Raw genomic sequence first — 13042 nt, forward strand, 5'->3', positions numbered from 1 at the left:
AATTTTTTTACAAGATTCAGAAAACAACATTTCCAGATTTTTTTCTGTCTCATCGTATTTTTAGATGTAAAAATAGTTTTTACACTTGAATATATCAATTATGAAAAGTAGAATGATATAAGGCTAATTCATATATAATAAGAAGAAGAATTAAAAATGCAGGAGAAATCATGAGAAAATTATTAATAAAGGTCTTTATTAAAGATTATGAAAACATCAGAGACCCGCATGTTCGTGAAAGCTACGGTAAATTAGCTGGTGTCATCGGCATTGTTTCCAATGCCTTTTTGTGCACTTTAAAAATCCTCACAGGATTACTTTTTCACAGCATTGCCATCTTAGCTGACGGAATCAACAATTTAGCGGATGCCTCCTCTTCCTTTATTACTTTAATCGGATTTCGACTGGCCTCCCGTCCTGCCGATGAAGAACACCCTTACGGTCATGCGCGCATCGAATATTTGACCGGCGTCATTGTATCAGTTCTTATTATCGTACTTGGCGTCCAGCTATGCATGCGTTCCTTTGATAAAATCCTTCATCCCGATCCTTTGGATTTTAATTATTTTACAATTGGTATTTTAATCGTTTCAATCTTAATCAAAATCTGGCAATCCCTTTTTAATATAAAAATGGGAGAAATCATTTCCTCTTCTACTTTAAAAGCAACCGGAACAGACAGCCGAAATGATGTCATTGCAACCTCTGCTGTGTTGTTTGGTATTTTAATCGGTAAAGCAACCAATTTGCAGCTTGACGGATACCTAGGAATGCTTGTTGCTCTGTTCATTATCTATTCAGGCTTTCAGCTGGTTAAAGAGACAGCTGACCCTTTGCTCGGTCAAGCGCCAGACCCAGAGTTAGTCAATGCAATCAGTGAAAAAATCATGAAGCACCCTGATGTTTTAGGCGTACATGATCTAGTCGTTCACAACTATGGTCCTGCTCGTATTTTTGCATCGGTACACGTAGAAGTAGATGCGCACAACGATATGATTGCAAGCCATGATATGATCGACAATCTTGAACGAACCTTAAGTGAATCTCTTCGCATTCATCTTGTCGTTCATATGGACCCGGTCGATTATAAAGACCCTTTGACACAAATCGTAAAACAACAGCTCAAAGAGATCATTACGGAATATGATACTATTTTGGATATCCATGATATACGGGTTGTTCACGGCTACACACACCATAATGTTATTTTTGACGTCGTTATATCCCCACAGTGCAGTATGAGCGAGGAGGAATTAAAATCACATTTGGCCAAAGATCTTCAATTGTGTAATCCTCTATATCAGCCTGTCATTACAATTGATAAAAATTACACAGGCGACATTGAAAAGCATTGACGATCAATAGCTTCCATGTGTATTCGATTTTTTCCGATATTCTTTAGGGGTCATTCCCATTATACTTTTAAATACTTTAATAAAATAACTTTGACTATTAAAGCCTACACGAAGTGCAATTTCAGTCAAACTAAAACTTGTATCCGCAAGCAGCCTCAGGCTTTTATCAATTCTCAATTCTGTCAAATAATAAGTAAATGCAATCCCCATTTCCTGCTTAAATAACGTTGATAAGTAGGATGGATTGATATGGACAAATTCTGCTACATCATTTAATGTAATGTCATCTTTATAATTTTCTTCTATGAAGCGCAGTCCCATTCGAATGGTTTCTGAGTTTCCTTCATACATGTGCAAAAATGCATCGTTTGCAAACCTGCCGATCAAATTATAAATAAGACCGAAAACGCTTTGAAAAGTCATTGCGCTATTTAACTCATCGAGACATTCCAAATACGTATAAGAATTTAAGGTATGCACCGCATTTTTTGAAGAAACTCTTGATAATATCCCCGTAAGCTCCATCAGACGAATTTTTACAAATCCCAAATTATCTGCTTCTAATGCCTTTATCTTTTCAAAGAAGTCTGAAAATAGAACTTGTGCTTTTTCGGCATTTCCACGTCTTACCGCTTCCAGCAGCTGATCCTCTAGCTCACTTGGATAAATTCGTTCTCTTTCCGTTTCGATAGATATGCCTCTCTTTTTATTCTCAGAAACTGCAACCGCTCCAAACTCCCTCTCCATCTGTAAAGCACCCAGCATACTGTACTGAAACAAATCATAAAGATACTGTACTTCTTTCGGTGAATACATCTTTATTACGCTGAAAAAAGCAATTAATTTATATTCATATGCTTCTTTCTGCACCACTCTTTTTAAAATGTGACGTAGAACACGTTCACGATTAGAACCCATTGCAAAAGGACCTGCAAAGACACACCCGCAATTTTCTTTTTTATATATCACTGGATATGCAACTTGAATCATGCCTGAATTGCAGACAAAAATATAGGCTTCCCGCAACTTATGAGCTGTGCTGGCAGCGGAATTTAAGGTTCTGAGACAGCTTTCACTGCAATGACACTGGTCTGTGAACACATTGCATAATTTTCCCTGTGGCTGCCATTCCCAATTCATTTCATTTTCCCGATAAAAAAAGGTGACCGGAATTTGAGTGACATTTGAAAAAGCCTTTGCAACGTTCTTTGCTTTTTCTATCACTTTCTGCTCTGCATCCAAATTTCCACCTGTAGAAGTATATTGCATTCCTCTTTATCCAATCATTTTTATATTTTTTATAATTTTAACATTATATTTTTTGATTATCAAATATTAAATTTGTTTTTTACGCGATAAAATAACAAATTTATTTACATATCTTAAAATAAAATTGATATTTTTTACCCCTTCTTTTCTTCTATAATAAAGTTACAAAACCATAAAATAAAAACCATAAAAAGAAAACTCGCATAATGAAAAAATCAAAAGGAGGAGAAAATAACAAGCAAAATAACAAATAAGAAGATAAATAAAATACCCAAAGGAATAAGCAAACGCCAATGCAAACCCTTTGGGTATTTTATTTAGTCTATCGCTATTTATTTTTTCGATGCTTTTATTTCATCCATCAACACTTTAAACTTCGGTAAAGCATTAACAATGGTTTCATGCGCAACACAATAGGCAATTCTGACATATCCCGGACAAGCAAATGCACTTCCCGGTACCAATAGTAAATTATACTTTTTGGCAAGCTGGCAAAATTCTGCATCCTTTTCAATTGGCGTTTTTACAAATAAGTAAAAAGCTCCTTCTGGCTTAATGCACTCATATCCTGCATCGCAAAGTCCCTTATAAAGGGTCTCTCTGTTTTTATTATAAAACGCAAGATCAACCTCTTCATTCAAGCATCTTCCAATCGCTCTTTGAAGTAGAGAAGGCGCATTTACAAAGCCTAAAATACGGGTAGCAACATTTGCTGCTGCAATGATATTTTCAAAGTCTGCTGCCTCATTTGGAATGACCAAATACCCAATTCGTTCTCCCGGAAGAGAAAGCGATTTGCTGTAAGAATATCCAACAATGGTATTTTTATAATACGGCGTTACATATGGAACAACCACACCATCATAAGCAAGCTCTCTGTATGGTTCATCTGCAATTAAGTAAATATCTGTGCCGAATTCTTTCTGCTTTTCATTGAGAACAGCAGCCAATGCCCGAAGTGTCTCTTCCGTATAAACCACACCGGTCGGATTATTCGGCGAGTTGATAATGACTGCCTTTGTTTTGGAAGTCAGTTTTTCACGAAACTCAACCAGATTTGGCTGAAAATCCGTTGTATTAGCCGATACAACGACTAAGTCTGCATCATAATTCGCGGCATAGCTGCGATATTCTCCAAAGTATGGAGCAAACGCCACCACTTCATCTCCCGGATTCAGTAAAGTCTTTAATATAACATTGATTCCTCCTGCAGCTCCAACCGTCATGATTATGTTATTATGATCAAAGGAAGTCCCATATTTTTTATTGATTGATAAGGCAATTTTTTCTCGAATGTCTTCATACCCTGAATTATTCATATATCCATGCACAAAAGTTGGCTCTTCTTCATTTAAAACATCAATAATAGCCTCTTTAACCTTTGCCGGTGCCGGTACATTCGGGTTACCTAAGCTAAAGTCATACACATTTTCTGCACCATACTTTTCAGCAAGAAGTTTACCTTCTTCAAACATTGCACGTATTGTCGAACTTCCTTCAACAAATGCAACCATTTTCTTTGAAATCATGTTTTCCTCACTCCTTTTACTTATCACTATACAAATTAAAATAATTTTAAACTTTTTACTTCTTTATCTCCATAGGTATTGGGTAAAATTCAAATTCTTATAAAGCTTTTTCGGTACTTCTTCATGCTGCTATAACTGCATCCTCTCACGTTCTTTGCTCTTGTACATGCTTAATATTATCATAATCTTCCACATTCATTCTGTCAATGAAACTACTGATTATTTCCAAGGCTCTTGTGGATCGGTCCCATATAATTGTACGATTTCTAAACAGGAACTATTCGCCAGATCTTTTGGCGTCACAATTTTACCTCCATCGCCGTCCAAATCATATCCAAATTGCCAATAGGCCGCCCATACTAAATGAGCACACTGTGTTCCATTATATTTTCCTTCCTTGCCATCTTTTTTTGATAAGATCCCTACTGAAAGGCGGTACGGCAGATTTTCCATATTTTGAATTGCCCAATCTGCTATTTTCTTACGGTAAGCCTGATCCTTTCCTTTTAAACGAAAAACCATGACATTCGGGTAATGCTTCCACTTACGAAGATTTTGAATACAAGAATCTTCTCCCAGAACGACTGACTCAATTGTCTTCTCATTTTTTGCATCAATAACCAGTGCTGCATGCCCATTTCTCCAGCCGTATATACGTGAACATTTTGTAACCAAAATATCCCCATCTTCTAAATCTACAAAAGAAATACCATTCACAGGATTTCCATCGTTATCAATGAGAATTTCTTCACAGGAAATTAAAGTATTTGCCTTCTGTGTAAAATTAACTTCCTCAAAAAATTTTTTATGCAAGTTATCCACCTTACTTTTCCACAGTTTGTACTCCATATTGCTCTCATTTATTGTTTTGGGTCTTATTTTTCTTAAATAATCCACAGATTGCTTCCCAAGCCCCGTTTGAAACAAAATTTTTTTATAATCTCCTTCATTCAGTTCTTCCTTTAAAAAAACAGAAATGATTTCTTCTTGTGGATAATTCGGTGTAATATGTGCATAAGGCTCTGCTGCTTTACTCGATAAAAAAACTCCGAAAAAAAGGAGCAGAAATAAGAAGCTTAAAACACACAGCTTTTTATGCTCTAAGAAAAAATCTTTCGCATGTTTCAAAACCTTTCCCCCTCCAACCTAAAACTTATCTTTTAAATATATTTTCCATTATTCTAAATTTTAGCCAAAAACTAAAAAAAGATGTGAAAAGTTATTTTTTCATCATCAATAGGGAAAGAACTGTGTTCTCTGAAAAAGAAAAACCTTCGAAAATAAAATGCGCTTCTTCGTCTCTGCATTCATTTCCAAAGGTTTCTATTTTTTATTCTATTCGCTTGTAATTCTACTCTTCATAGCTGATATCAACATAAGCACTTGTAAATGCCTTTAGCATTCCACCATATCCAAGCTCAAATTTGATACAATCGCCTACTTTATAAGTCGTATCTGAATTGGTTACATCTAGGATTAAATGATCGGAGCTTCCACCTAAAATATCAATCTTCTTATCAAGCGGTGTCAAACTATCAATATCTATATCTTGTTTTCCTACAGCTAGAATCGCACGTTTGATGACTCCGCGGTCCTCATAGACCGGCTTTTGACCAAATGCATCTACTCCTGTCTCTCCAATTGGAATCGATTGCTTTCTCTTTAATTCAATAATTTCTGCTTCTAGTATCAGTGCATCCGAGCAAGTGCCCTCAATTTTTGTTCCATATGCAGTATCATTTCCTAATATAAAGGATTCTCCCAGTCGTAAATTGTTGATACCTTCCGGCATTTCATCCTTTCCAATCAAATAGATAGAGCTGGAATTCCCACCGGAAACCATCGACAATGAAATACCGAATTTTTCTTCTATCTTTTTTGCAATGCTTACTAAAATACTCAAATTATCCTGTTTCGGAATCACCGCTCCATAGCAGGTAAGATTTACGCCTACTCCGTATAGTTCAATCTGTTCCATTTTTAAAATCTGAGATACAGCCTCCATAATTTGGTCTTCATCTTTAAAGAAGATACCTTCTCTCAGGTCACCTAGGTCAATCATAAGTAAAACTTTATGCTTTTTATCATATTTCTTTGCTGCCTCATTTAATAAAGCAATTGTCTTAATTTCTGAATTAAAGCTTAGATCAACGTACTTTACGACTTCATCTGCCTCACTCCCCATAGGCAGTCTTAAGAGTACCGTTTCTTTCCCATTTTTTTTGGCTGTCTCTGCATAGGTTTTAATGTTCTGCACACGAGAATCTGCTAAAAAATCCACGCCTTGGTGCTTCATAATGAGCTCTACAATTTTTTTATCGGCGCAGAACCCCTTTGTTACAATCATCATAGAACAGTTGCCGCCATGTGTTATTTTACTCACTGCATCAAGGTTTTGTCTAACCTTTGCCAAATGAACCGTTAATCTAGGGTACATCCCTTTTCCTCCTTTAATCCTTACTTCTTTTCTATCCATTTTTATAAAATAGAAGATACCTTTTAGATATTCTCTACTTTTTCGTAAAGTGGCTTCCTATTTTTATGCAAAGTGCAGCATTTAAAATTCTTTCACCTTATTCTTCTGCTTTCTTTACATATTCACCGTTAACCAATTCATAGCCTTCCTCACGTAAGTGATCTTCCAATTCTTTTTTCTTTTTATTTTCTATCGCTTCCAGCCGTTCCAATTCTTGCAGGTAAGCTGCCTTTGCGGAACGAATCGGACCATCTTCTTTCTTTTCTGGGAATGTAAAGTTTAAACTCTTTTGTAAAAGCTTAATCGTTCCTTCACGATACCTTTTTGACAAAACGCCCAAGGATGCCATAATATAATCGTTATCCACTAAAATACGAGCACTTTCACTTGGGAATAGCAACAGTCCTGTCTCATTATGCTGTGCGATCTCTTCCATAATTTCCACTCTGTGCGGAAGCCTTGTCAGAGCACCACCTGTCCCTATGATATATTTTACCTGTGTCAAGTCCTTTCCCTCTGCAACGGTGCTCCTACCGGAAGGACCGTAAATATAGCGAATCTGCCCTGCATGACGTTCTACGGAACGAATCACTGCTTCTTTAGTCAAACGTTCGACAAAAGTGCGTTCTTCATCATTTTTTGGAATGGCTTTATAGTTATCCATGACACTTTTTAAATCAACATCCGGCAGATCTTCTTTTAATTTTTCTTCACCGATTAGATTCACAATATTTTTCATATTCACATAAACGCCAAGATCGCCTTCCACCGTCCGCTTTGCCTTCGGCTCGGGACTGATCATAATTCTTGCAATCTGATCAGATTCTTCACATACGGAATGTACATCTGTTGTCGCACCGCCGACGTCTAAAACCACAACATTTCCGATACATTCATTTAACAGCTTTGTTGCTTCCATAACAGCACCCGGTGTCGGAATAATCGGTCCATTTACCATATCCCTTACATGCTCCATACCCGGTGCATGAATGATGTGATCCTCAAATGCATCTTGAATGACTTTTCTTGCAGGCTCTACATTCAAATCATCAATTTTAGGATACACATTATCTACAATATATAAGTTTGAACCGCTCTCCTCATCAAAGATCAGTTTGATTTCTTCTTGATTTTCTACATTTCCTGCATAGATAATCGGTGTGCCTAGTCCCATGCTTCGAATTAATTCTGCATTATATATTGCAGTATCCCGTTCTCCATAGTCCACACCGCCTGCTATGAGAATCAAATTCGGTTTTATTTCTTTAATCTTTTGTAAATCGGTACGTCTCAGCCTTCCTGCTGTTACGTAGTGAATGATGGCCCCAGCACCGAGCGCTGCTTCTTTTGCTGCTTTCGCAGTCATGTCATAAACAAGGCCATGCACGGTCATTTTCAATCCGCCTGCTGCGGAAGAAGTCGCAAGCATTTCATCGTATTCTAAAGAATCAATGCTCATTTTTTTGCATAAATCATCAATTGCGCCTTGAAGCCCAATTCTTACGTCGCCGTCCATTACTGAGGTGGGAGCCTGCCCTTGAGCCCAAAAAACAGGGTCCGCTGTATTTATATTTTTAAATGCATTTACTACCGTTGTTGTTGAGCCGATTTCGGCTACTAATACGTCGACTTTCATATAATAGCTCCTTATTTTTAACAATGGAGTCTGCACTCTTTGCACAGACTCCATTAAAATTCTTTTCGCTTATTCCTACTGATTTCTTCTTCTGATTCTTTCTTCAACTAAGAAGGAAGCTACATCAATACCATGCGAGTTTCTTCCGAAACCAGCATCAATACCAGTCTTCATAGCTTCTTCAGGAATTACCTGCGTACCGCCTGCAACAATCATGACCTTATCTCTGATTCCTTTTTCAATTGCAAGTTCATTGATTCTCTTCATGTTCTTGTAATGAATGTTGTCGTGAGAAATAATGGTAGATGCTAAAATAGCCTCTGCATTCAATTCTACTGCGGCATCAACCAGCTTTTCAACCGGAACCGAAGTGCCAAGGTATACACACTCAATACCAAATCGTTCAATACCGCCATGCTTGATGTTAATAATCTCTAGAAGACCTACAGAGTGTTCATCTTCACCAACCGTACCGCAAACAACCTTTAATGGATGATCTTTTACATCTTTTCTGATCTCTTCATCCGTTAGATATACTGGTTCTGGAGGTATAACAAGCTTTGAAAGGTCTACATCGAATTTGAGCTTTCCTTTCATTTCAATTCTTGTACCTTCCGCCTCCTGAAGCACTTCTCTTGAAATGACTTCCGGATCTTCCAAACCTAATTTGTTACCGATTTCCACTGCAACAACTTCCGCAGTTCTCTTGTTTGCAGGGATGCACATTGTAAGCATTACGGTACCATCTGCCAACCATTCCATTTCAGGCTTGATGAAGTTAGAATTTCTGTATTTCGCATTTTCAGCCATTCTTGTATTTACGTTATCATCGTCAAGCTCATCGATGTAAACAATCTTGCTTCTGTCTTCAAACGTACAGCCACCGATTAATGCAGCTGGATTTTTAGGATCTCCACCGTACTGCTCTACATTATTGTATCCATAGTGAGCCGTTACTGGAGCCATATAGTCTTCGTCTCTTTCGTAAACAAATCCATATCCAATACCGCCTTCGATCTTTCTTGCGATACCGTCGCCGTTTCTTTCCGGATACATTGCAGAATCAACGAAAAATCCTTCTTGTACCGCTTCAAAGTAGCCGCCTACTTCCACAATTTCTTCCATGAATAAGCAAGCTCTTTCTCTGATTTCTCTTGATGTATCTACTAATGGTCCATCTTTCTTTAATTCCACCATTTCCATTAATCCGTCAAGTCCGATCAATGTCTGCTTCGCAGTATCACAAGCTTCGATGTTGTAGATATGCCAAGGAACGTTTCTGCCTTCATCTGGCGTAATTGTTGACTGAATATCTGCTCTTGTAAGCTTTGAAATCAACATATTTAATACGTGTGTTACAGTTGCCTCTCTAGCAGAAGAATCGATATACTTCGTATTCATCTGTGCTCTCATTCTATATCTTCTACAGAAATCTCTGAGTGCCACTGCATAAGGAAGGTCCATATATACACACGGTGCTGGAGTTGCTGTTGGAGGTACGGTTGACAAACAAATATTCTCTGGTTTAATTCCAACCTTTTCTGAGAATAAAGAGTTAATTGCATGCTGAACGATAAGTTCCGGCATTACTTTCCATGCTTCTCTGGCCGTTGCATTTGCATTATGCGCTCCGTCAATCTGTGCGATTTCTGCCCATTCTAATATCTTCTTTGATTCGCAAGCATCTACAAAAGAACGAACGCAGTTGATGTTTCTATAAAGAACATTGTACTGTGGGTCCTGGTGAGCTCCATTAATTCCTTCTTCCGCAAACATAACTGCTACATCAGGGCCTGCAACCCCGGATACATAAGAATGATAGTTGATTGGACGACCAACTTCATCTTCAATTAAATCCAATGCTTTTCTCTGTGCTCTGACTTGCTTTCTTGTAATTGGAACGCCTCCAATACCTTGCGGAGTGCCTTCAATCAATCCGTCCATATGAGACTGCCCTGCGGTACGAATTACCATGATATGGTCTGCGCCATGCCAAGCTGCCATTCTCATTCTTCTGATATCATCTTCAAATCTGCCTGAAGCGATTTCAGTCGTAATAACAGGGGCTGGCTGTGGATCGACATTGTTGAAATATTTTGCAGGAGGTAGAGGTACACCTTGTTTCAACGGTTCAGTGGCATCCTTATATGTGAAAGGTCCCATTTCTAAGTCTGCTACAGGTTTTCTCCAAACCCATCCTTTTCTTCTTGGTGCATATTTATCGAGGTCCTGTAAGATCAGCTCGACATCAATTTTCTTGTCTTTTTCTAATTTATCGTAAGCCATCTTATTTCCCTCCTTTAAACAATGCAACTGCTTCATCCCAACCATTGCCCTCTGCTAACATTGCCGCTGCTTCAGGAATTGAAATGTTCTTAGCCTTTGAGAATTTATAAACTACGTGACCTGCACCTTTTCCCATCAATCCTCTGTCCATACACCCTTCAACAATTGGTTTTGATTGAAGTGAGGAAACACCCATTCGCAGAAGAACTGCTCTTTCTACAGAAGGAGTTGTGTTTTTCTTTCCCAAATCCAGAAGCGGATCAACAACTTGTGCTGTCAACTCCCAGAACTTGTTGTATAATTCTTCGTCTGAAAGTTTCGCAATATGCTTTCTGCGTTCTGCAAAATCATCTTTTCTTTCCATCCTGATTCTCCTTATTTCATAATCTTTTTATTTCGGATTCATAAGATGCAGGCTTTCGTTCATTGCGGTTTCATCAAACCTGCATCTCTCATTTTTAATTTGATTTACTTTCGAAGACTTTTAACGACTTCGAATTACAAAATTAAAGTCCTAAAACTTCTTTTACAAAGGCAACATCTGTCTTTGTCTCTGCTGCAAGAAATTCTAAATCAGCATCCGTTGGAGTTCCTTCGTGTTTTTTGCAAGCTTTTTTGATTAAAGAAGATCTGAAGCGCTTGATATCAGCCTCTTTGCACTTAATGTAGCTTGGATCCTTAGGAAGGATAACATTTTCTCCTGGTTTGTCTTCTGCCGGATCACCGAAGCGGATATCAATGCCGTTGTCTCTTGCGAAAGACAACTGTGGCTGGATGTGCTTTCCTGCACCGGTATATTCTGTCTCACTGATAACGATTACTGCATCTTCCGGAAGCTCCTGAGCCAATGAAAATGCTGCTGCTAATGCAGTATTTCCTGCCGGTCCTCTTTCAATTCCCTCCAGGTTTGCAAGAGCTTCTGTCATGTAGAATACTTCACCCTGTGTTACCGTTACATAACGATCCATGTAACGAAGTGGTCTTGCAGCACTTCTCGGAACATCGGAGTGATCTGGGTCTGTAGCGTATGGAACACCAAATCCGGTGTGACCTGTTGTGCAGGATTTTAAATTAAACTGCTTATCGGAAGCCATGTGAAGTCCCGTTAAATCAATGGAGGCTGCAACATATTTTGTGTCGGTAGCTCCAGCCTTCATAAGACCACGAGCAGTTCCCGTCATCATTCCGCCGCCGGCATTTGTGCAAACAACCATATCCGGGTCTTTTCCGATATTTTCACGGCACTGCATAGCAATTTCATATCCTAAAGTTTCTACTCCGGCAATACCGAATGGAGAATATAAGGAAGCATTGAAGTATCCTGTATCTTCTAAGATTGACAAGAAGGAATAGAATAATTCAGGTCCAACAGTAAGCTGAACAACTTCCGCACCAAATGCTTCGCACTTTCTTGCTTTTTCTACGATTTCAGGCTGACCAACTCCACGGGAGTCATAGCATTCCTGAACGATGATGCACTCTAAGCCCTGCATCGCTGCCTGCGATGCAACTGCTGCACCATAGTTTCCGGATGTTGCTGCGATAACGCCTTTATATCCAAGCTTCTTTGCATGAGCAACTGCGCAAGCAGCTCTTCTTGCCTTGAAGGAACCGGATGGGTTTGCAGCTTCATCTTTAGCGAAAATACGAGCACCATACCCTGGCTTTGCATACTTTCTTGAAAGCGCAGATAAATTTTTCAGCTCTAATAACGGTGTATTACCAACACCTGTTCTGCCTTGAATTTTAGAAACTTCATCTAATGTATACCCAGTTGACTTCATTAAGGTTTCATAGTCAAATGCTACGGAACCGGATTCAAATTCTGCATAATCTAAGCCTAGAGCTTTTTTCATGATTTCATTGGATCTTCCCATAACGGAAGCATAATCTTTTGCTAATGCCATTATTTTTCACCTCCGAACATGATTTCTCTCAACTGCTTATCAATCTGTACTAATTCTGGGATAAACTTTCCATAACTATGTGTATAATAAGGGTTCACTTCTAGCAGTTTTCCCTTTTCCATACGATTTGCTACAGTCTTAATAGTAACTTCATCGCCGATTTCTGCATCTTCCTGTAAAAATCCTTTTGTCCACATTTCAAGAGGGCATGCTCTTGTATCATCTGGAACTTTTGGAGCTCTTCCAGATGGTTCCAATACGATTGAGTGAATGCGAACCCATTCTCCCTTTTTAACCATTTTCATTCTCCTTTTCTAGAAAAAAATTTTATACCTTTTTCTATGCTTCTATTAAAATTAATTCTCTTCAGTTTTTATTTATCCGAATACAATTTGCTATAGAGGACGATTTTTTTAAAATCGTCCTCTATCATTCATATATTCTATTTTCTTCGCCGTACAATTCTATGTGCTAAAGCACATGAATTGCTGATCTCGACTTTAAAGCTTTTCTATTTTCTTCGCCGTACAATTCTATGCACTAAAGTGCATGAATTGCTGACGGAGGACTTTCCATCAATTTGT

10 protein-coding genes are annotated in these 13042 nt (G+C 38.3%); 1 reads left to right on the plus strand and 9 read right to left on the minus strand.

The genetic code is table 11. The features are described from left to right. The first annotated feature begins 170 nt into the window (after positions 1-170). On the plus strand, positions 171-1355 hold the full coding sequence (locus U5921_RS06330; RefSeq protein ID WP_324825617.1) for a cation diffusion facilitator family transporter: 1185 nt from the start codon (positions 171-173) through the stop codon (positions 1353-1355). A gap of 3 nt (positions 1356-1358) precedes the next feature. Here U5921_RS06330 and U5921_RS06335 read toward each other — a convergent pair whose 3' ends face one another. The 9 genes from U5921_RS06335 to ortA all read right to left on the minus strand — a co-directional run bounded on the left by U5921_RS06335 (position 1359) and on the right by ortA (position 12757). Continuing rightward, entirely contained in the window at positions 1359-2624 is a 1266-nt protein-coding gene (locus U5921_RS06335; protein ID WP_324825618.1) for an AraC family transcriptional regulator, read from the minus strand. 332 nt (positions 2625-2956) lie between these two features. Continuing rightward, positions 2957-4153 carry a pyridoxal phosphate-dependent aminotransferase gene (locus U5921_RS06340; RefSeq protein WP_324825619.1) on the minus strand — a complete coding sequence of 399 codons (1197 nt, stop codon included), beginning with the start codon at positions 4151-4153 and terminating at the stop codon, positions 2957-2959. Between the two features lie 219 nt (positions 4154-4372). Then, positions 4373-5281 (minus strand): hypothetical protein, encoded by a 909-nt coding sequence (locus U5921_RS06345; protein ID WP_324825620.1) that lies wholly within the window; start codon positions 5279-5281, stop codon positions 4373-4375. Positions 5282-5504: 223 nt separating this feature from the next. Then, complete coding sequence (gene orr / locus U5921_RS06350) at positions 5505-6590, minus strand: ornithine racemase Orr (RefSeq protein WP_324825621.1); 1086 nt, start codon at positions 6588-6590, stop codon at positions 5505-5507. Between the two features lie 136 nt (positions 6591-6726). Then, complete coding sequence (locus tag U5921_RS06355) at positions 6727-8265, minus strand: GlmL-related ornithine degradation protein (protein WP_324825622.1); 1539 nt, start codon at positions 8263-8265, stop codon at positions 6727-6729. Positions 8266-8340: 75 nt separating this feature from the next. Then, positions 8341-10551 (minus strand): D-ornithine 4,5-aminomutase subunit OraE, encoded by a 2211-nt coding sequence (oraE, locus tag U5921_RS06360; RefSeq protein ID WP_324825623.1) that lies wholly within the window; start codon positions 10549-10551, stop codon positions 8341-8343. A 1-nt stretch (position 10552) separates the two neighbouring features. Further along, on the minus strand, positions 10553-10915 hold the full coding sequence (locus U5921_RS06365; protein WP_324825624.1) for an ornithine aminomutase subunit alpha: 363 nt from the start codon (positions 10913-10915) through the stop codon (positions 10553-10555). A gap of 142 nt (positions 10916-11057) precedes the next feature. Further along, complete coding sequence (gene ortB, locus U5921_RS06370) at positions 11058-12458, minus strand: 2-amino-4-oxopentanoate thiolase subunit OrtB (RefSeq protein WP_324825625.1); 1401 nt, start codon at positions 12456-12458, stop codon at positions 11058-11060. Continuing rightward, complete coding sequence (gene ortA, locus U5921_RS06375) at positions 12458-12757, minus strand: 2-amino-4-oxopentanoate thiolase subunit OrtA (RefSeq protein WP_324825626.1); 300 nt, start codon at positions 12755-12757, stop codon at positions 12458-12460. The genes ortB and ortA overlap by 1 nt, the downstream gene beginning before the upstream one ends. Positions 12758-13042: the final 285 nt, after the last annotated feature.

This window comes from Sinanaerobacter sp. ZZT-01 (genome assembly GCF_035621135.1).
GTDB lineage: Bacteria > Bacillota > Clostridia > Peptostreptococcales > Anaerovoracaceae > IOR16.